Source organism: Paenibacillus antri, from assembly GCF_005765165.1.
GTDB lineage: Bacteria > Bacillota > Bacilli > Paenibacillales > YIM-B00363 > Paenibacillus_AE > Paenibacillus_AE antri.
Genome location: NZ_VCIW01000014.1, coordinates 99,277 through 118,993, shown reverse-complemented (window position 1 = coordinate 118,993; position 19,717 = coordinate 99,277). Strand labels below are relative to the sequence as shown.

The following is a 19,717-nucleotide window of genomic DNA, read 5'->3' as shown; positions in this document are numbered from 1 at the left end:
CTAGCTGCATGCAGGAAGCCCGGCAGCGAGTGCCGGGCCGTCCCTCTCTTGCTTATGCCTCTTGCGCGCCGTGGCATTGCTTGAACTTCTTGCCGCTGCCGCACGGGCACGGATCGTTCCGGCCGATCTGGTTTTCGGCCTTGGCCGGACGCTTGACGGCTTCTTCCTTGCCGCTGACCGCCGCTTGCCCCTTCACGACTTCCTGGCGCTTCTGGTTCGCTTCGACCTGCGCCTTCATCGCGTACTTCGCGACCTCCTCTTGGATCGAGGCGATCATCTCCTCGAACATCGCGAAGCCTTCGAATTGGTACTCGCGAAGCGGATCGGTGCCGCCGTACGCGCGGAGGTGGATGCCCTGGCGCAATTGGTCCATCGCGTCGATGTGGTCCATCCACTTGCTGTCGACCGCCCGAAGAACGATGACCTTCTCGAACTCCCGAATAAATTCCGGCGGAAGGTTCGCCTCGCGCTCCTCGTACGTCTTATGCACGACGTCCTTCAGATATTGTATGATGTCTTCCGGCTCTTTGCCCTCGAGTTGCTCCGGCGTCACTTGACCTTCTCTGAGGAACGTCCCGTTGCCGTATTCCACGATCGCCGCCAAATCCCAGTCCTCCGGCACTTCTTCCTTCGGGCAATGGGCGTGTACGATCCGCTCGATGACGCTGTCGATCATGCCGAACACGATATCGCGGATATTTTCCGAATAGAGCACCTCGTGGCGCTGCTTGTATAGAATCGTCCGCTGCTGGTTCATGACGTCGTCGTACTGCAGGACGACCTTCCGGATGTCGAAGTTGTTGCCTTCGACCCGCTTCTGCGCGGATTCGACGGAACGCGTGATCAGCTTGCTCTCGATCGGCTGGTCTTCCTCGAAGCCGAGCTTCTCCATCATGCCCATCACGTTGTCCGCGCCGAAGCGCCGCATGAGCTCGTCCTGCATCGACAGGTAGAACTGCGTCGAACCCGGGTCGCCCTGACGGCCTGCGCGTCCGCGCAGCTGATTGTCGATGCGTCGGCTCTCATGGCGCTCGGTACCGATAATATGCAGGCCGCCGAGCTCCTTCACGCCTTCGCCGAGCACAATGTCCGTACCGCGGCCGGCCATGTTCGTCGCGATCGTGACGGCGCCCTTCTGCCCCGCGTCGGCGACGATCTCCGCTTCCTCGGCGTGATACTTCGCGTTGAGTACTTTGTGAGGCACGCCGCGCTTCTTCAGCATCGTCGACAGCAATTCCGAGTTCTCGATCGACGTCGTGCCGACGAGCACCGGCTGCCCCTTCTTATGGCGCTCGACGATCTCCTCGACGACCATACGGTACTTGCTCGCTACCGTCTTATAGACGACGTCCGGCTTATCTTCCCGGATCGTCGGACGGTTCGTCGGCACCACGATGACCTCGAGGCCATAGATCTTCTTGAACTCTTCCTCCTCCGTCTTCGCCGTACCGGTCATGCCGGCAAGCTTCTGGTACATCCGGAAGTAGTTCTGGAGCGTGATCGTCGCGAGCGTCATGCTCTCGTTCTGCACCTCGAGGCCTTCCTTCGCCTCGATCGCTTGATGCAGTCCGTCGCTGTAGCGTCGGCCCGCCATCAGGCGGCCCGTGAACTCGTCGACGATGACGACGCCGCCGTCTTGCACGACGTAGTCGACGTCAAGGCGCATGATCGCGTTCGCCTTGAGCGCTTGCGTTAAGTGGTGGTTGATCAAAACATTCGTATGATCGTACAAGTTATCGATGCCGAACGCGCGCTCCGCTTTCGCAACGCCCGCTTCGGTCAACGCCGCCGACTTCACCTTAATGTCGACCGTGTAGTCTTCCTCGGCGACGAGACGCTTCACGAACCGATCCGCTGCATAGTACAGGTCGGTCGACTTCGCGGCTTGGCCGGAGATGATCAGCGGCGTCCGCGCTTCGTCGATGAGGATCGAGTCCACTTCGTCGATCAGGGCGAAGTGAAGCGGCTTCTGCACGATCTGCTCCTTATACAAGACCATGTTGTCGCGCAAGTAATCGAAGCCGAATTCGTTGTTCGTCCCGTACGTAACATCGCAGGCGTAGGCCGCTTGTTTCTCGGCATGCGTCATGCCGTTCAAGTTCGTACCGACCCTCAATCCGAGGTACTTATAGATCTGGCTCATCTCCGCGCTGTCCCGCTGCGCCAGATATTCGTTCACCGTTACGACGTGGACGCCCTTCCCGGTCAGGGCATTGAGGTACGTAGGAAGCGTACCGACGAGCGTCTTCCCTTCGCCCGTACGCATCTCCGCGACTTTGCCCTCATGAAGCACCATGCCGCCGATGAGCTGGACGTCGTAGTGGCGCTTCCCCAACGTTCTTCTGGACACTTCCCGAACGACGGCGAACGCCTCCGGGAGAATATCGTCCAAGCTCTCCCCTGCATTGTACCGTTTCATGAACTCCTCGGTTTTCCCGCCGAGTTGAATGTCGCTGAGCGCCTGCATTTCCGGTTCCATGCCGTTTATTTTCTCTACGGTGCGAAGGTAACGTTTGATTTCCCGTTCGTTCGCATCTCCGAATATTTTCTTCACTAAGCCGAGCACTGGTCGTTCCCCTTTCCAGGTTGAACTATCAAATTCCATTGTATCAGTTGGTTATATATGTCGCAAATTCGCCGCCATTATTCACTTGTACGCAGAAAGGCCCCGTCAGGTTGCAGACGGGGCCTTATTTTCGTTATTTACATGTGAAGTTACGCCGATTCGATCAGCCCGTAGCGCCCGTCCTCACGCTTGTACACAACGTTGACGCCGGACGTCTCCGAGTTGGCGAATACGTAGAAGTCGTGGCCGAGCAGGTTCATCTGAAGAATCGCTTCCTCCATCGCCATCGGCTTCAGCGTGAAGCGCTTCGTGCGAACCACTTCGAATGAATCCTCCTCGTCCTCGTGCACTCTGGCGGCAGGCGCCTGCTCGAACGCTTCCTTAAAGATGGCGCGCTGCGTTCCTTCTTGGCGAGCCTTCCGGTTCACGCGCGTCTTATGTTTGCGGATTTGCCGCTCCAGCTTGTCGATGACCAAGTCGATCGATGCATACATATCGGCGGACTTCTCTTCGGCGCGAAGCGTCACGCCGCTGAACGGAATCGTCACCTCGACGGTATGTTTATTTTTATTCACGCTTAACGTAATGTACACGTCGGAGGAAGGCGGAACCTCGAAATACCGCTCCAAGCGCCCGACTTTCTTCTCCGCGTAATCCCTCAAGGCATCGGTGACTTCTACGTTCTTGCCACGAATGTGAAACATCATGTAGCATGCCTCCTTTGGTTAAGCTTAGCATCATTATAACATAGGGACATGCTGAATTCAAAATTTTCAGATAAGTCAGCGCTTTCATGTTGTGCGCAAAAAAACACCTCGGTTTCCCGAGGTGTGACTGTGCGATGCTATTCCGTTCCTTGATTTAATCCATCTATTCTAAGGGCGTTCCCGCCGCGATGGTAATTAGATCTTGGTTACGTTAGCTGCTTGAGGTCCGCGTGCGCCTTCGACGATGTCGAACTCAACGGCTTGGCCTTCATCTAGGGTCTTGAAACCTTCTGCTTGGATGGCCGAGAAATGCACGAATACGTCTCCACCTTGTTCTGTTTCGATGAAGCCATAACCCTTCTCAGCGTTGAACCATTTCACTTTACCTTGCATTGAGACACAATCCCTTCATAATCAAGTACGTGGCTAGGCCACAGATTGAATATACCATCCCCCTCGCGAAAAAGTCAATTCTGTCAAGTGATGTTTTTATGAACTAATGGTCAATTTTTGCATCGAATTCTGAACATTCCAATACCAACATGTTATTCATTTTTAACCATGCTAATGAAAGCAGGTTTTCATTAGTTATTAACAGAGTTATACACATTGTCCACAAGACCTGAAAATGTATTGTTCACAGTTCTGGGGGTAACTCGGGTACGAAAAAGCCCCCGCTGTGCGTAACAGCAGGGGCTTCGGTTACTTTTTTCGGTCGAAAAAATAGCTATCCACAGGTTGGGCCGGCTCGTATGCGGTGCGCTGCGTCTTGGCCTGCGCCGTCTGATTGAGCTTCTCCGACGCTTCGTCGCGCAGCTTCGTCATTCGGCGGACGATAAAGGCGTCCTTCGCCAGCACGTCGTCGACCGTCGGCTTCAACGCCTCGACTTCGCCGGGCGCCGCCGAGCCCACCGAGGATCGGATCGATTGTATGTACCGCTCCCTCTCTTCGACGTAGGCTTCTAATTCCTCCGATGTCGTTTGGGACAATCTTCGCGTAATGCTGTCGGTCGCTTGCTTCAGAGCGTTGACCGCTTCCGTTAATGCGCTTGTCATATTACTTCGCTACAGGCGCGCCGGATTGCTTGGACAAGAGCGCAGCCTGCACCCAGGTTTCCTTCAGATCTAGAAGGTAACCGAGCACTTCTTCCGCCGGCTCCGGCGACTTCTTAATATTCGCTTGGATCAGACGGTAATTAAAATATTCGTATAACCTCGAAAGCGACTCCGAAATTTCGGCGCTGCGATCGAGCGTAATCGCGAACTCGCTGACGATATCCTGCGTCCGTCCGAGATACTCGTTCGCTTCCTCGTAGTTTTGGTTCTTCAATGCTTCGATGGCGTGTTTGCAAAACCGAATCGCGCCGTCGCACAGCATAATAAGCAGTTGGGCAGGGGTAGCGGTTTGGATGGATGTCTCCAGATACTTGTTGCGCTGCGCTTGAATCATTGTAGGTCCCCCTTAACTTTCGGTACTACTGGCCGCAGCCGGCGAGGCATTAAGCGCCGCCGCCGAACTGCTGCATGAGGTAGGTGCTTTGCGCGTTCATCTTGTTTAATGCATTTTCCATTGCAGTGAACTGTTTATAGTAACGGGTTTGCAAGTCGTCCAAGCGACGCGCCCAATTCTCCATCTCGTCTTCAAGATCGTCTAAATTCTTACCGATGTCGAACGAGCTGTTGACGCTGGACTCTTTGCCAGCCTTCTTCGTGATCTTATCCATAATTGCATCCGCTTGTTGATAAAAGCGAACCGCCAAGCCATCGGAATCGGACGCACCCGTCGCGCCGTCGTTCGTCGTGAATAACGCAGCGACCTCATCCGGTTTTTCAGCGATCGCTTTCTTTAACTTCGTCTCGTCAATATAAAGTTTTCCATTCTCATACCAACTGCCAGAAGTAATTCCTATATCTGCAAGCGTTTTGGCGTCCCCGGAAGGTAAGCCTTGAACTGTGCGCATCAGCGAGTTACGCATGTTGGAGACGGCGCTCTGGATCAGCAGGTCACCTTTCAGCATCCCGCTCTTCGCCTTTTCCTCCCAACGCTCGATATCCTTCTCATCCATCTCTTCGCGTTGCTCGGCGGTGAGCGGCGTGAAATCGCGATAACGCTTCTCGGTTAACTCCTTGTTCAACAAATCCACCATTTCATTATACTTCGTAACGAAAGACTTGATGTTTTCGAAAACGGTATCGACGTCCTGATTCACGGTTATCGTCGCTTCGTCCGTCATCACCGCTTTCGCAACAAAGTTGATGCCGTTCAATTGGAAGCTATTCGTCTCGAAGACCGCTTCCACATCATTGAATTCCACCTTAGCATTCACACCGCCCGCGCTGACCTTATTCTGAGAATAAGTCGTAGGCGTCACTCCCGATAACCCGAGTTTCGCTACCACGTCTTTGGAATCGGACGTTTCATCCGTAAATGCGAGCGTCCCGCCTGTCGAATCCTTGATAACCAGCTTTTTATTCTCATCGATATATGCGGAAACGCCAAGCTTCCCCAAATCGGAGCTGTTGATAGTTTTCATCAACTGGCCGACTGTCATATCCTTTGTAATCGTAAATTCATAGTCTTTGGCGGTACCCGAGATTGGAGTGTGTTTGATCTTAAACATCTGATCAGCGGTTAACGTATTGTCGATTACATCCGTACTCGCAGCGAAATCGACACTCCCCGTATATTGACTTCCCGTTCCCGATGTCGTCGTGCCCAACTTCAGCACGTTCGTGATCAAAGTCGGATCTTCGCTGCTCAAGCTGAACCCGGAGGACTCCCCTGTTTTTGCGGAGACGAAAAAGAACGAATCCAACGCCTTATCGTAGCTGACCTTCACGCCAGTCAGATTTGACTGGTTGTTGAAATCTTTCACGAATTCGCTAACCGTTTGGCTGCCCTTTACCGTGATTGTGGCTGAGCCCTTCTCGCCTTTGATCGTCAACGTCGTGGTGTCGCCATCCTCGAACTTGGCAGCCGGAGCCACCGATGTATCCGCCGCGGAAAGCTTCGCCGTATCACTCGCTACCCCCAACTTCGTGGCCGAAGTCATCGAAGCCGCCTTCGCCAATTGCGTGACTTTCATCGTGTAGATGCCTTCGGTCGCCGACGCCGTCGCCGTCGCGCTCACCGAGCTGTCCGCGCTGGAGATGGCCTTCCGTGCCGTGTAATTTGAACTCAATTGCATGTTAAACGCTTGGTTCCTCAGTTCGAGGATCTTCGCGTTCATAGAACGATAGTCGTCTCGCTGCCATTCCATAACCTGCTTCTTCTGCTCCAGCTTTTGATACGGTATGCGATGGGCGCTCATCAACCGGCTTACCATATCGTCTATGTCCATTCCGGACGCCAATCCGCTTATGCGCATATCAGCCATCGGCCTTCACCCCTGCCCGCGGTTCATTCCCGCAATTATCGTTTCTCGTCGACGAGAATTCCCGCCATCTCCCACAGCTTCGCCACGAAATCGAGCGTCTTCTCCGGCGGAATCTCCCGAATCACTTCACCCGTCGCGCGGTCCGTCACCTTAACGGAAATACGCTTCGTCTGCTCATGAACGGAAAATTGCAGGTTCGTCGTACGGCCCTCTACCTTCTTAATTGCCTGCTCGATCGCGCGCACCAGCTGTTCTTCGCTGATGTTGTACTGCTCGCCGGAAAGCTCCGCCCGCCGAAGGTCGTTCGTGGAGTTAATCAGCCTTGCAGGGACGCTATTGTTCGTCGACGCATCCGACCTGATCGGCCGCGCCTCTGCAGTCGGCTCAACGGAAATCGGAACGTAATAATTGGACGAAGTGTTGATATTGCTGTTCAAAGCGACGGCCTCCTTTGAATTCCACTAGTTACCTGTATTTATCGGCTAACATTTTGCATTCTGTTAGTATATTCTTGGATTTTTTCATGAACTTTCGGAAGCACCCATCGGAACTCGTTCGTTATCAGATGAACCTCATAAACGTAACGTCCATAGGTGTCCAAAACCAGCTTCGCCCGCTCAATCATATCGTTTGTCGCCTGCATGTCCAATTTTCTGGATTTAATAAACTTCGTCGCCAATTTTACCATCGGTTCGCAAAAATGCACATGGAACTCGTTCTTTAAGAGCTTATCGAGAGCCTTATCCATTTTCTCGATTAAAAGGGGAATGCCCCCCCTCGTCCCGTTTTGGATCGCGTTCTCCAACCGTTGGAAGATGGATAGTAAGTCGTCTAAAACGAACTGCTGTTTTTCCAAACTGTCCTCTAGACGCTTCCCATTTTGAAGCACATAATCTACCGGGTATCCGTAAGACTCGACCTTATACCAATTTTCGACGACGGTACCCGGAATTAATTTGTCTTCGAACAGTTGCTCGATCGGTACGTAGGACGTTCCGTTAATGTGGGCCCCTTGTTTCGTCGTATTGATGACTTGCAGTTGATACTTCTCTATCGTTTGTTCCATCTGCAATCGCATCGTGTTGAACTCCGGAAGGGTCGGGATGAATTTCCCGTCGACGCTCAGCACTTCGACGAGTCGATTCCTCTCGTCGTCCATCAATCCATTCCCGCGATGCTCGAATTGAATCCCCTTGCTGTAAAACTCATCGTCGCGTACGGCTAAGTTTTGACCTGCTAGAATGACCGGGGACGCTCCGAGATGCGCCAGCATCTCCAGCGTAACTACTGCAATGGAAGGTGCGTCATCAAAAACGGGGTAACACTTTTTTGCATCCCCTAAGTAATAATCCGATACGTGATCCTGGGATGTGAACATATGAAGCATCGGCCCCGTATACTTCAAGATCGTGTCGTTCCCTACGGATGTGCCGAATATCATCGGGATCGTATCCAGATTTCTCTCCACGATGTCTGTGAAAACTTTTTGATTCAGCATCGAGGGGTCATAGGTACACACTGCATCGGGCATGATCTCGTGACTAAGCAAAGCTTTGTTAGCTGAACCTACCGCGAGGATATAGGCGGATTTCTCTTGTTTAATTTTTCGAATCGACTCGATGTCATCCTTCAATGACGGTCCTGCGGAGACGACAAGAACCGGCTTATTCTCGAAGTGTCTCTTTACCTCCATAATATTAGGGGTGCTCATGGTATACGGAAAGTTCAGAATGCTGTTCAAGGTCCATAACTTCTGGAACTTGTAGTCCGCGATGACATTGAACTTCTGGCGCTCCAAAATTTCCTTGAAACGTTCAAAGAACAAATTCACCTTTCCTTCGAAATGCCGACGATATGCCGGGTGAACAACAGTCCAGAGAGGCTTGGCCGTACTCCTGGCAAGAACATCCAGGCTCTGATTTCCAATGTCCAGCGAGAGCTCGACGAAGATGTGCTTCACCTGTTTTTTATTCAGCTTCGAGAACGGGCGATTTTTCGAATAATGATAAAAGACGGCAGGAAGAGGCTCGTAAAGCGAAACGGTAGCTTCAGGGAATCGCTCCATGAAGGCTTCCACATGGTACCCCATGCCCAGACCGTAAAACAAGACATGAAATTCCCCTTCCGGTGGAGTAAGACCGTCGACAAATATCCCAGCTTCCCGATCCGGATCGTACTGACTCTGCAGAAAGAAGGTGGTACCGTTCGTTTCGGTCAGCTTTAGCGTGACGTCTCCCGTTTTGGTTTCTATGGTCTGTAAAGGCATGCGTTCGATCTGATCGGACAACAGATCCATAAACCGAATGAGCTCCGGGTTTACACGGTTCAGCCAAGCTTGGTTATCGATCCGCATTCGTTACGCCACCCCGCCAATCATGTACTTCGGGAGCAATGCTTCCAGCTCCTCGAATACTGGAATCAGTTCGTATTGCAGCAAGTCGGACAGTGTGGTCTCATCCTTGCCTTGCAAAGCTTGAAACAATGCGGAAATGAGATCCGTTAGCTTCCTCCGAATCTCTTGAACGGATTCGGTCAATTTGGCGTCTTTGACGAATGTCCCTTCCAAGTGGGAAGTGAGCTGTAGCAACCATTCGATGCCCTCCGTCAAGCTGCCGAATTCGTTCCAAGTCGTGGAAGTGGCTCCACGGTAAAATTGCTTGGACATCGAAACGATACGAGGTTTATTTTCAAACACATATTGGATGGCAGCCTGAATCGTGCCGGTTAATAATTCCTGATGCGTGACCGTTACGATCTCCAAGTTTTCAATTCCATGAATCCGATTAGAGACGTACTCTTCAAAATTATCATATATGGCTACCCCATCTACGATGAAATGACTAAGCCTCAACTCGGCAGAAGGCCAATTGTTATTAATGTTTTCCAAGAATAAGTCGTACTTTTCCATGGTGTTCTCAATATTCCAATCTTGGCCGTTAAATTTGATTTTCAATAGTTCCAGCTCCTAAATGGTTGTATAGTATGTATCGGCAAATGTTCAACGTTTTTTTACAAAAAAGGCGTTGAATGAATTCCATGTTATGTAAACTAAAATACCCCCTCGAAGATTCGCGGAATTCCAACTTCACCGTAAATCTTCTATGGGGGCATTCGCAATATTTCGTTACGACGTAAAAAATTTGTGATACTGTACGTGTTTTATGATTTCCTCCGCTCTCTGCTTCCACGTATGTCTCTCGAGAGCGGATTCTCTTCCACCATCGGCAACCTGTTGCATCAACGGCAGGTCGTCTAACATGCTTGCTGCCGTTCCCTGAATATCGGTACCGAAATCATAAAGAAGAATGCTGTCCCGATCCTTGAAGTGCTTTTCGAAGTAAATATTCCGGTTGACCATGGACACCGCGCCGTGCAGCATCGATGAAAATACCCGTTCATGCCCTCCACTTGTAAAACTCGGAAGAATCGTAAGCACCAGCTTGGAGTTACGCATCTTTTCTTGCGCCATCTCAAAGGAAACGAACGGATGAAACGTTGTAGTGTTATTGGTAATTTGCAACTCGTCCCAGCCGTTTCCATATATTTCAAACCTTACGGGGAGCTGTGCCAGCTTAGTTACGACTTCCCGTCTTTTAACTGTACGGTTGTACAGGTCGACCTGAACGAGTGTAGACCAAAAATTCCCATGGTGCATATAAATGCTGTCGATCCCCCTGGAGGAGAGGGTTTCCTCGGCGATTTCCACCATCGTTTTCTCGTTCTGGCTCAACGCGACTTCCGCTATATCGTCGAATAACTCGGCTACATGTTTATTTAAAGATCGCCACTCATTACGGTAGCTCTCCGGATTTGCATACGTTCCTGTGAAAAGAATGTCTATCTCTCTATCGATTATCGGTACTAACGGAACTTGTTCTTGGGAAGGGAAATCTCCGTTACTGGAACCGTGAGGGATGAATACCTTCGAGTAATCTCCTTGCATATATTTATTTAGAAACTCTATATGTTTCTGGTCTACGCACGATACGATTAAATTTTTTACGCCTGCGTTCAGACGCGGTAATTGATACATCGGATGATCCACGAAAAAGGCAAAAAACGGGATGTTCAGTTGGTCATATAAAGATTTATCACCGATCTTTAGATCAATGGCCATTCCATTCATCGAAAAGAAAAACAGGATATCCATTTCGTTAATGGTTTTCTGAAGTTCCTTCAACCAGTTTTCCTTCAGCAAATCAATGATGGTCACATGATAGCCCAGCGTTCGAAAACCTACGGCCATATCGGCAATAAAATAGCGCAGGACGTCATACTGGCTTTGCCCATTGAATAATACAATCGTCTCCTGTTTTCGAACATTTCTTGGAATCATAATTGATATCCTTTCAGCCGAAATAGTTAAAAAAACTTCCGGTCCGTTAAAGACCGGAAGTTTTTTAGAAGATGTCCGATCTTATCGGAGCAATTGGAGCACGCCTTGCGGCTGCTGGTTCGCTTGAGCCAACATTGCTTGAGCCGCTTGGGAGAGGATGTTCGACTTCGTGAAGTCCATCATTTCCTTCGCCATGTCGACGTCGCGGATACGGGATTCCGCAGCCGTGAGGTTCTCGGAAGCCGTCTGCAAGTTGTTGATCGTGTGTTCAAGGCGATTCTGTACAGCACCCATCTTGGAACGTTGTTCGGAAACGCTCTTGATCGCGCTGTCCAGTTTGTCAAGCGCTTGGGAAGCGCCGGTCGCCGTCGAAATGTCGAGTGCATTGACGCCAAGAGCTGTTGCACGCATGTCTCCGATGCCGAACGAAATCGTCTGACCGCGGTTCGCGCCGATTTGGAACGTTACGCCGCCATTGCCCGTGGATTCCGTTTGCGCTTGGGACAAGCCGAGGTCTTGAACGACCGATTGACCGACAAGATCCTTGAAGGTGACTGGGCCGTTCTCGTTACTTACGACCAATCGGCCGTCGTCACTTACGGAGACGGAAACCTTCGTCATGTAGCCTTCTTGGCCAGCCGACTTGTTCGTAACCTTATTGTAACCGCTGATCGCCTTGTTAATGCCGGATTGCAGGTTCGCAGCGAGGCCGGACATAGTCGTCGTGCCACCTGTGATGGCACCGATGTCAACCTTCATCAGGATGCCGTCAACCGTAACGTCGAACGATTGAGCTGCCGCGTAAGAAGTGCCGTTATACTTCGAAGTACCCGAAGTTACGCTACCACCGGACGCACCGCCCATTACGTTAGCGAGAACGCCTACGCCGCCGGAGATTTTAACGTCAACCTTGGAGTTGATACCTTTGGAACCACTCTCAAGGACGAGGCGTGCACCACCGGACGATGTGCCCGCGCCACTTACGTAGCCCGTGATGTGAGCAACGTTCGCGCCGGATGCGTCGATCGCTTCGTTGATCTTGGAGATGATCAAGTCCTTCGCTTTGTTTTGCGTAGTTGCGTCCGTGCTGATACCCATCAAGGTGTTCTTCTCTTCGGTCGTCAGCTTGGACCAGTCAACCTTAATATCCGTGCCGTCAACGATGATCGTCTCCATCTTGAAGTTGCCGGATGCTACCTTCGTTTGCATCATACCCGAACCGCCAGTTAGCTTAGCGGCCGTCATCTTCGCAACCGACGCGCCCGTCGTCGTGTCGATGTCGACGTTGATCGTGCCAGCGTTCTTCAAGGCACCGTTCAAGAGTTTTTGCGTGTTGAATTCCGTCGTGTTGCCGATCCGGTCGATTTCGTCCTTCAACTGCTTGATCTCTTCTTGAAGAGCCGCGCGGTCGTCGGCCGTGTTCGTGCCGTTCGCGGATTGGTCCGCGAGTTCGCGCATCCGTTGGAGGATGGAGTGCGTCTCGTTGAGCGCGCCCTCAGCCGTTTGGATCAAAGAGATGCCGTCTTGCGCGTTCTTCGAAGCCATGTCGAGGCCGCGGATCTGCGCGCGCATTTTCTCGGAGATTGCCAAGCCTGCTGCATCGTCGCCTGCGCGGTTGATGCGGAAGCCGGAAGACAGTTTCTCGAGAGACTTACCTGCCATCGACGTGTTGCCCGTCAATTGACGGTGCGTGTTCAACGCTTGAATGTTGTGATTAATACGCATTGAATTCTTCCTCCTTGAAGAAATATGTAGATTCCCACATCCATGTGGTTTTCCGCCATTATTCGCAGGTCGGCCGCCCTAGAATAACTCGGTCTAAAGTATATATCGAAATCTGTCGATGTTTTTTTTATAGTGTTTTGAAAATTTTTTAGAAAGTAGCCGAAAATGATTAATGCTATAATTATTTCTACAATAAATGTGGATCGAGGTAGACACGACATGAAAATACTGATAACGGGCGCGGACGGATTTATTGGCTCCCATCTGACCGAGGAACTCGTCAGGCAAGGCCATGACGTGCGGGCTTTCGTATTGTATAACTCTTTCAACTCTTGGGGGTGGCTCGACGAGTCGCCGATAAGGGACGAACTGGACGTGTTCGCCGGGGACATCCGCGACCCGCACGGCGTGAAGCAAGCGATGAAGGGCTGCGATGCGGTATACCATCTGGCCGCGTTGATTGCGATCCCGTTCAGCTACCACTCGCCGGATACCTACGTGGACACGAACGTGAAGGGAACGCTGAACGTCGTGCAAGCAGCCCGGGATTTAGGCACTAAAGTCATTCATACCTCCACAAGCGAGGTGTACGGCACGGCACGTTTCGTTCCGATCACCGAGGAGCACCCGCTGCAAGGACAGTCCCCCTACTCCGCTTCGAAGATCGGCGCGGATCAAATCGCCATGTCCTTCTATTTGTCGTTCCAGACGCCGGTGTCGATCGTGCGGCCGTTTAACACATACGGGCCAAGACAATCCGCCCGGGCGGTCATACCTACGATTATTACGCAGATCGCCAGCGGTCAGCGGCGGATCAAACTGGGATCCCTTCATCCGACGCGCGACTTCAATTATGTGAAAGACACCGTCGCCGGCTTTATCGCCGCGGGCCGCAGCGAACGTTCCGTCGGAGAAGTCATCAATATCGGCAGCAATTATGAAGTGTCGATCGGGGAAACAGCTCGGATCATCGCGGAGGCGATGGGCGCGGAAATCGAAATCGAGACCGACGACCTCCGGCTTCGACCAGAGAAGAGCGAGGTGGAGCGGCTTTGGGCGGACAACTCCAAAGCGCGGGAGCTGCTCGGATGGGCGCCTGAGTACGGCGGGAAAGAAGGATTCAAACTAGGCATCGCGGAGACGGCCGAGTGGTTTACGAATCCCCAGCAGCTTGCTAAGTATAAAGCTGGGGTGTACAACATATGACGCCGAATCAATCGACGCAATTATCCAACGACATTATCGCAGCGCTCCGGAAAGCTCTTCCGAACACGGACAACGCCTTTACCCCGCTGCACGAGCCGACGTTCCGCGGGAACGAGTGGACGTACGTCAAGGAATGCATCGACACGGGTTGGGTGTCTTCCGTCGGAAGCTATGTGACTCGAATCGAGGAAATGATTGCTGAAATCACTGGGGCGAAGTACGCCGTAGCCGTTGTGAACGGCACCGCCGCGCTGCACGTGGCGCTTCTATTGGCCGGCGTCATGCCGGGCGACGAGGTGCTCCTGCCGGCGTTGACGTTCGTCGCCACGGCCAACGCCGTTCGCTATACCGGCGCAGTTCCCCACTTTGTAGATATCGATTCGGCTACGCTGGGGGTAGATGCCCGGAAGCTCGGTAATTATCTCTACGAGATCGCGGAACGGCGGTCGGACGGTTGGTACAATAAGGGCACAGGCGCCCGACTGCGGGCGGTCGTCCCGATGCATACGTTCGGGCATCCCGCCGACCTCGAGCCTTTGCAGCGTATCTGCGAACGGTTCGGCCTCGTCCTGGTCGAAGACGCCGCTGAGTCTTTAGGCTCTTACTATAAAGGCAAGCATACAGGGACGTTCGGCACCATCGCCGCGCTCAGCTTCAACGGAAATAAAATCGTAACGACCGGCGGAGGCGGAGCCATTCTGACCGACGACCAGGCGATCGCGCGGCGGGCGAAGCATCTGACGACGACGGCGAAACTCCCTCATGCCTGGGAATACTCGCACGACGAGATCGGCTTCAACTACCGAATGCCGAACCTGAACGCGGCGCTCGGCTGCGCGCAGTTAGAACAGCTGCCCCGCTTCCTTGAAAGCAAACGAGCCCTATATTTGAAATATGAACAAGCGTTCAGTGCTGTTGAAGGGGTCTCTCTTTTTAAGGAACCGGAGTACGCCTCGAGCAACTACTGGCTTCAGACGCTCATCCTGGACGAATCCGCCGCTTCCGCGCGCGACGTCATCCTGGAACTCACGAATCAAGCGGGACTCATGACAAGACCGGCATGGAAGCTGATGACCCATCTGCCGATGTACGCGGGATGCCCGTCCATGGACTTATCGGTCAGCCGTTCGCTGGAAGCACGAATCATCAATATCCCCAGCGGCTCCGCGTTAGGAGCGTGAAGCAATGACGCTAAGAAGCATCTGCGCAATCACGGGCACGCGGGCCGACTTCGGCATTCTGAAGCCTGTGCTGGAGGCGATTCAGAGCCAACCGGAGTGGGAGCTGCATCTGGTTGCGACCGGCGCTCATCTGTCGCCTGAATTCGGAAACACCGCGCGGGACATCGAGAGGGAAGGTTTTCGTATCGATGCAAAGGTGGACATGCTTCTCTCCGGAGACAGCCCCGTAGCCGTCACGAAATCGATCGGCCTCGCCACGATTGGCTTCGCAGACGTCTTCGCCCGATTGCAGCCGGATCTCGTACTCATTCTGGGCGACCGCTACGAGATGCTAGCCGCAGCGCAAGCCGCGCTCATCGCCACAATTCCGATCGCGCATATCGCAGGCGGGGACATCTCCGAGGGAGCTTACGACGATGCGATCCGGCACAGCATTACGAAGATGTCCCATCTCCACTTCACGACGAACCCGGCTTCGACCCGGCGTGTCGTGCAGATGGGCGAACGGCCGGAAACCGTGATTACCGTCGGAAGCCCCGCGATCGACACCATTCTAAAACTCCCGCTGCTTTCAAAGCCGGAGCTGGAACAATCGTTAGGCGGATTTACGTTCCGGGAGCGAAATGTCATCGTGACGTTTCATCCCGCGACATTGGAGACTGACCCGCCCGAGAAACAATTCGCCGAGCTATTGGAGGCGTTGGATAAACTTGGCCCGGGGGTCGGTATTATTTTCACCTTTCCGAATGCCGATACATTCGGTAGAGAACTGATTCGGCAGACGGAAGCGTTCGTCGCCGACAGGCTGAACGCCAGGGCGTACCCTTCGCTTGGACAACTGCGTTATTTCAGCGCGATTCGATACGTTGACGCCGTCGTCGGCAATTCTTCCAGCGGGCTGTACGAGGTCCCTTCCTTCGGGAAGCCGACCGTCAACATCGGCAATCGGCAGAAAGGCCGGCTTCACGCGGAGTCCGTCCTACATTGCCGCGCCGATGCAGATGACATTTATGATACGATCCTTAAGGCGATGAACACAGACGCTTCGGGCGTAATCAATCCTTACGGCGACGGGAACAGCGTCGGTCGCATCGTTGAGGCGCTCAAGCGGTGCCCGGAACCGAAGTCGCTCATCCAAAAATCGTTCTACGAGGTGTCCATCGATGAATAAACGTACGTATATCATCGCGGAGGCTGGCGTGAACCATAACGGGTCGCCGGACTTAGCGCTCCAGCTCGTCGACGCCGCGGCGGACGCCGGAGCCGACGCCGTCAAATTCCAGACGTTCTCCGCCGAGAAGCTCGTCACGCGGTCCGCTCCGAAAGCCGAATATCAGAAGGCGGCGACGCAAGGGGAAGCGACTCAGTTCGAAATGCTGAAGAAACTCGAGCTCAGCCCCGAGATGTACCCCGATTTGATCGAACGATGCAAGAGGCGCAACATCGAGTTTTTGTCTACCCCGTTCGACGTAGGGAGCCTTCAATTTCTCGTTGAAACGGGAATCTGCCGCATCAAGCTGTCGTCGGGAGATGCCACGAACGCGAGATTGCTTCTCGCGGCCGCCCGCACCGGGCTGCCCGTCATCGTCTCCACCGGCATGGCCGACCTCTCGGACATCGAATCGGCGCTTTCCGTGCTAGCCTTCGGCTATATCTCGACCGGCGCTCCCGGTCTCGCGGAGTTTCGGCGGGCATATAGCTCCGATAAGGGGCAAGCGGCACTTCGAGAGCACGTGACGCTGCTGCATTGTACGACGGAATATCCCGCTCCGCTGGAGGAAGTCAACCTGCGCGCGATGTGTACAATGCGCACAGCTTTCGGAGTACCCGTCGGATACTCCGATCATACGCAGGGCATCACGATTCCGATCGCTGCCGTCGCGCTCGGCGCGGAAGTCATCGAAAAGCATTTCACCTTGGACCGCGGTATGGAAGGCCCCGACCATAAAGCGTCCCTGGAGCCGGACGAGCTTTGCGTGATGGTGAAAGCCGTTCGCGATACGGAAGCGAGTTTGGGGCAGTCGATCAAAGCTCCGACCGTGTCCGAAGCGAAAAATAGGCACATCGCTCGAAAAAGTCTCGTCGCCGCGAGGGAGATTGCGGCAGGGGAACCGTTTTCCGAAGAAAACATTACCGAAAAACGCCCCGGCTCGGGCATCTCTCCGATCTACTTGTGGGATGTGATCGGAATGCCGGCAAAGCGCGCATACCGGAAAGACGAGCTGATCGAACGATGAAGCCGGTCGTCGTCATCGGCGGGGGCGGTCATGCGAAGGTCGTCATCCAGACGCTTCGATTGACCGGAACTCCCGTTGTCGGGTATACCGATCTAGAAGACCGGCACGGCGGATCGATCCAGGGGGTCCCCTATTTAGGAACGGACGAAGCGTTCGTCCTCTGTTACACACCGGGGGACGTCGTACTGACGATCGGGCTCGGCTCCGTTAAATCGAACGTTCCGCGCATCCGTCTGTATACCCGTTTTAAGGAGCTCGGTTATCCGTTCCATTCGCTCATTCATCCATCCGCCGTAATTGCGGACGACGTCGTCATCGGCGAAGCCGTCCAGATAATGGCCGGGGCGGTTATTCAACCGAGTGTGCGAATCGGTGCGAATGTTATCGTCAACACGAGGGCGTCCGTCGACCACGACTGCCGGTTGGACGACCATTGCTCCATTGCCCCCGGCGCGATAATAACCGGAGCCGTTACGGTAGCCACAGGGGCTTTCGTCGGTGCCGGGGCGACAATTATACAGAACATTACTATCGGCCAACACGCCTGCGTCGGCGCCGGTGCCGTCGTCCTTCAGGACGTGCGACCCGGATCGACCGCTGTCGGCATCCCAGCGAAGGAGGTAGGCTCATCATGAAAAGCTGGACCCATGCGCTCGTCTCCCCCGACGCCACGATGGAAGAGACGATCCGCGTTATCGACCGGAGTAGCCTGCAGATCGCCCTCGTCGTGGACGAGCATCGCAAGCTGCTTGGCACTGTGACCGACGGCGACGTCAGGCGCGCGATTTTGCGCGGCGTCGCGTTACACCATTCGACCGAGCATATTATGAATGTGTCACCGGTCGTCGCTTACCGAAGCACGCCGAAGCGGCGCATTCTGGAATTGATGAAGGAGAAACGAATTCGTCACATTCCGATCGTCGACGACGAAGGCGTGCTCGTCAGCTTCGCAATTTTCGACGAGCTGGTAGAAGCGGTCAAGCGAAACAATTGGGTCGTCCTAATGGCCGGAGGCCTTGGCACGCGGCTCCGTCCGTTGACCGAAGAAACACCGAAGCCGCTCCTGAAGGTCGGCACGAAGCCGATTCTCGAGACGATACTGGAAAGCTTCGTTGATCAAGGTTTTTCGAAATTTTTCTTATCCGTCAATTACAAAGCCGATATGATCCAAAGCTATTTCGGCGACGGTTCCAAGTGGGGCGTCGAGATTCACTATATTCAAGAGACGGAGCGGCTGGGCACCGCAGGCGCCCTGAGCCTCCTTCCCGAGCAGCCGCAGGAGCCGCTCATTGTCATGAACGGCGACTTGCTGACGAAGGTCAATTTTCAGCAGCTCTTGGAGTTTCATAATGAACAAGAATCCGCCGGCACGATGTGCGTCCGCGAATATCAGTTCCAAGTGCCTTACGGAGTCGTCCGCGTCGAAGAGCATCGAATGAGAGCGATCGAGGAGAAGCCGCTGCAGAAGTATTTCGTCAATGCCGGCATTTACGTGCTGTCGCCGGAGGCTGTGCGGCAGGTGCCAAAGGGGACGTTCTACGACATGCCTAATTTATTCCAATCCTTAATGATAGAGCAGCAGACGACCACCGTTTTTCCGATTCGGGAATATTGGCTCGATATCGGACGGTTGGAGGAGTTCGACCGCGCGAACGGCGAATTCCAAGAGGTATTCGGGGCATGATCGGCGAAGCCAAGGTACTGGCCCTCATTCCGGCCCGGGGTGGCTCGAAAGGGGTCCCTCGCAAAAACATCGTCGACGTGGCGGGCAAGCCGTTGATCGCCTATACGATCGACGCGGCGGCACGGTCGAAATATATCGACCGCATCGTGATCAGCACCGATGATCGGGACATTCTCGATGTCGCTGTCGCCTGCGGCGCGGAGGCGCCTTTCGTTCGTCCCGCCGAATTGGCAAGAGACGATACACCGGGCGTAGCTCCCGTCTTACATGCCGTACAGGAGCTCCCAGGTTATGATTACGTCGTTCTGCTGCAACCGACCTCGCCGCTCCGTTCCGTAGAGGATATCGATCGATGCATCGAGTTGGCCGTCGAACGGCAAGCCGATCACTGCGTCAGCGTGGTCGAGACGGATAAGAGCCCTTTTTGGATGTACGCTTTATCCGATCAAGGCGGCATGACGCCGCTGTTGGAGCCTTCGGACGTCCCCCGGCAGAAGCTTCCCAAAACCTATGTGCTGAACGGGGCGGTTTACGTCTCCAGGATCGAAACGCTCGTCCGGTTAGGCTCCTTCTTGAAGGGGAAGGTATTCGGGTATGCCATGCCGAAATCCCGCTCTTTAGATATCGATACGCCGGAGGATGTAGAATACTTGCACTGGACCTTAACACGAACAACGGCCGACTCGTAAGCGAGTCTG

General features: G+C 53.6%; 18 protein-coding genes. 7 read left to right on the top strand and 11 right to left on the bottom strand.

Annotated features, from left to right (window positions below):
• Positions 1-52 precede the first annotated feature (52 nt).
• From secA to FE782_RS19660, 11 genes are all read right to left on the bottom strand, one after another.
• Positions 53-2,566: a preprotein translocase subunit SecA gene (gene secA / locus FE782_RS19710; RefSeq protein ID WP_138195957.1), complete on the bottom strand. Its 2,514-nt coding sequence runs from the start codon at positions 2,564-2,566 to the stop codon at positions 53-55.
• Between the two features lie 149 nt (positions 2,567-2,715).
• Positions 2,716-3,273 (bottom strand): ribosome hibernation-promoting factor, HPF/YfiA family, encoded by a 558-nt coding sequence (gene hpf / locus FE782_RS19705; RefSeq protein ID WP_138195956.1) that lies wholly within the window; start codon positions 3,271-3,273, stop codon positions 2,716-2,718.
• Between the two features lie 195 nt (positions 3,274-3,468).
• Positions 3,469-3,666 (bottom strand): cold shock domain-containing protein, encoded by a 198-nt coding sequence (locus FE782_RS19700; protein ID WP_138195955.1) that lies wholly within the window; start codon positions 3,664-3,666, stop codon positions 3,469-3,471.
• A 309-nt stretch (positions 3,667-3,975) separates the two neighbouring features.
• Positions 3,976-4,329 carry a flagellar protein FliT gene (locus FE782_RS19695; RefSeq protein ID WP_138195954.1) on the bottom strand — a complete coding sequence of 118 codons (354 nt, stop codon included), beginning with the start codon at positions 4,327-4,329 and terminating at the stop codon, positions 3,976-3,978.
• A 1-nt stretch (position 4,330) separates the two neighbouring features.
• Positions 4,331-4,723, bottom strand: coding sequence for a flagellar export chaperone FliS (gene fliS, locus FE782_RS19690; RefSeq protein ID WP_138195953.1), 393 nt, complete (start codon positions 4,721-4,723; stop codon positions 4,331-4,333).
• Between the two features lie 49 nt (positions 4,724-4,772).
• A complete protein-coding gene (gene fliD, locus FE782_RS19685; protein ID WP_138195952.1) occupies positions 4,773-6,650 on the bottom strand; it encodes a flagellar filament capping protein FliD in 1,878 nt (625 codons plus the stop codon).
• 35 nt (positions 6,651-6,685) lie between these two features.
• Positions 6,686-7,087 carry a flagellar protein FlaG gene (locus FE782_RS19680; RefSeq protein WP_238392573.1) on the bottom strand — a complete coding sequence of 134 codons (402 nt, stop codon included), beginning with the start codon at positions 7,085-7,087 and terminating at the stop codon, positions 6,686-6,688.
• Between the two features lie 38 nt (positions 7,088-7,125).
• Complete coding sequence (locus tag FE782_RS19675) at positions 7,126-9,003, bottom strand: motility associated factor glycosyltransferase family protein (protein ID WP_138195951.1); 1,878 nt, start codon at positions 9,001-9,003, stop codon at positions 7,126-7,128.
• A gap of 3 nt (positions 9,004-9,006) precedes the next feature.
• Positions 9,007-9,603 (bottom strand): DUF8042 domain-containing protein, encoded by a 597-nt coding sequence (locus tag FE782_RS19670; protein WP_138195950.1) that lies wholly within the window; start codon positions 9,601-9,603, stop codon positions 9,007-9,009.
• Positions 9,604-9,774: 171 nt separating this feature from the next.
• A complete protein-coding gene (locus FE782_RS19665; RefSeq protein ID WP_138195949.1) occupies positions 9,775-10,986 on the bottom strand; it encodes a glycosyltransferase family protein in 1,212 nt (403 codons plus the stop codon).
• Between the two features lie 81 nt (positions 10,987-11,067).
• Entirely contained in the window at positions 11,068-12,711 is a 1,644-nt protein-coding gene (locus FE782_RS19660) for a flagellin N-terminal helical domain-containing protein (protein ID WP_138195948.1), read from the bottom strand.
• A 219-nt stretch (positions 12,712-12,930) separates the two neighbouring features.
• Here FE782_RS19660 and FE782_RS19655 point away from each other — a divergent pair, with 219 nt between their 5' ends.
• Genes FE782_RS19655 through FE782_RS19625 form a run of 7 tightly spaced genes read left to right on the top strand, consistent with a single transcriptional unit; the run spans position 12,931 to position 19,708 of the window.
• Positions 12,931-13,917, top strand: a complete 987-nt coding sequence (locus FE782_RS19655; RefSeq protein WP_138195947.1) for an NAD-dependent 4,6-dehydratase LegB — start codon at positions 12,931-12,933, stop codon at positions 13,915-13,917.
• Positions 13,914-15,098 (top strand): LegC family aminotransferase, encoded by a 1,185-nt coding sequence (locus tag FE782_RS19650; RefSeq protein ID WP_138195946.1) that lies wholly within the window; start codon positions 13,914-13,916, stop codon positions 15,096-15,098. The genes FE782_RS19655 and FE782_RS19650 overlap by 4 nt, the downstream gene beginning before the upstream one ends.
• Positions 15,099-15,102: 4 nt before the next feature.
• Positions 15,103-16,269: a UDP-N-acetylglucosamine 2-epimerase gene (gene neuC / locus FE782_RS19645; RefSeq protein ID WP_138195945.1), complete on the top strand. Its 1,167-nt coding sequence runs from the start codon at positions 15,103-15,105 to the stop codon at positions 16,267-16,269.
• A complete protein-coding gene (gene neuB / locus FE782_RS19640) occupies positions 16,262-17,335 on the top strand; it encodes an N-acetylneuraminate synthase (protein WP_138195944.1) in 1,074 nt (357 codons plus the stop codon). The genes neuC and neuB overlap by 8 nt, the downstream gene beginning before the upstream one ends.
• Entirely contained in the window at positions 17,332-17,970 is a 639-nt protein-coding gene (locus FE782_RS19635; protein ID WP_138195943.1) for an acetyltransferase, read from the top strand. The genes neuB and FE782_RS19635 overlap by 4 nt, the downstream gene beginning before the upstream one ends.
• Positions 17,967-19,019 carry a nucleotidyltransferase family protein gene (locus FE782_RS19630; RefSeq protein ID WP_138195942.1) on the top strand — a complete coding sequence of 351 codons (1,053 nt, stop codon included), beginning with the start codon at positions 17,967-17,969 and terminating at the stop codon, positions 19,017-19,019. Before FE782_RS19635 ends, FE782_RS19630 begins: the two co-directional genes overlap by 4 nt.
• The gene (locus FE782_RS19625; RefSeq protein ID WP_138195941.1) at positions 19,016-19,708 is read left to right on the top strand and encodes an acylneuraminate cytidylyltransferase family protein; all 693 of its coding nucleotides are present in this window, start codon (positions 19,016-19,018) and stop codon (positions 19,706-19,708) included. Before FE782_RS19630 ends, FE782_RS19625 begins: the two co-directional genes overlap by 4 nt.
• The last annotated feature ends 9 nt before the right edge of the window (positions 19,709-19,717 follow it).

Coding starts and splice junctions, on each gene's coding strand:
- FE782_RS19630 (WP_138195942.1), top strand. CDS start 17,967: ATGAAAAGCTGGACCCATGCGCTCGTCTCCCCCGACGCCACGATGGAA.
- neuB (WP_138195944.1), top strand. CDS start 16,262: ATGAATAAACGTACGTATATCATCGCGGAGGCTGGCGTGAACCATAAC.
- hpf (WP_138195956.1), bottom strand. CDS start 3,273: ATGATGTTTCACATTCGTGGCAAGAACGTAGAAGTCACCGATGCCTTG.
- FE782_RS19675 (WP_138195951.1), bottom strand. CDS start 9,003: ATGCGGATCGATAACCAAGCTTGGCTGAACCGTGTAAACCCGGAGCTC.
- FE782_RS19700 (WP_138195955.1), bottom strand. CDS start 3,666: ATGCAAGGTAAAGTGAAATGGTTCAACGCTGAGAAGGGTTATGGCTTC.
- FE782_RS19695 (WP_138195954.1), bottom strand. CDS start 4,329: ATGACAAGCGCATTAACGGAAGCGGTCAACGCTCTGAAGCAAGCGACC.
- FE782_RS19635 (WP_138195943.1), top strand. CDS start 17,332: ATGAAGCCGGTCGTCGTCATCGGCGGGGGCGGTCATGCGAAGGTCGTC.
- FE782_RS19660 (WP_138195948.1), bottom strand. CDS start 12,711: ATGCGTATTAATCACAACATTCAAGCGTTGAACACGCACCGTCAATTG.
- fliD (WP_138195952.1), bottom strand. CDS start 6,650: ATGGCTGATATGCGCATAAGCGGATTGGCGTCCGGAATGGACATAGAC.
- FE782_RS19650 (WP_138195946.1), top strand. CDS start 13,914: ATGACGCCGAATCAATCGACGCAATTATCCAACGACATTATCGCAGCG.
- FE782_RS19665 (WP_138195949.1), bottom strand. CDS start 10,986: ATGATTCCAAGAAATGTTCGAAAACAGGAGACGATTGTATTATTCAAT.
- FE782_RS19655 (WP_138195947.1), top strand. CDS start 12,931: ATGAAAATACTGATAACGGGCGCGGACGGATTTATTGGCTCCCATCTG.
- FE782_RS19625 (WP_138195941.1), top strand. CDS start 19,016: ATGATCGGCGAAGCCAAGGTACTGGCCCTCATTCCGGCCCGGGGTGGC.
- fliS (WP_138195953.1), bottom strand. CDS start 4,723: ATGATTCAAGCGCAGCGCAACAAGTATCTGGAGACATCCATCCAAACC.
- neuC (WP_138195945.1), top strand. CDS start 15,103: ATGACGCTAAGAAGCATCTGCGCAATCACGGGCACGCGGGCCGACTTC.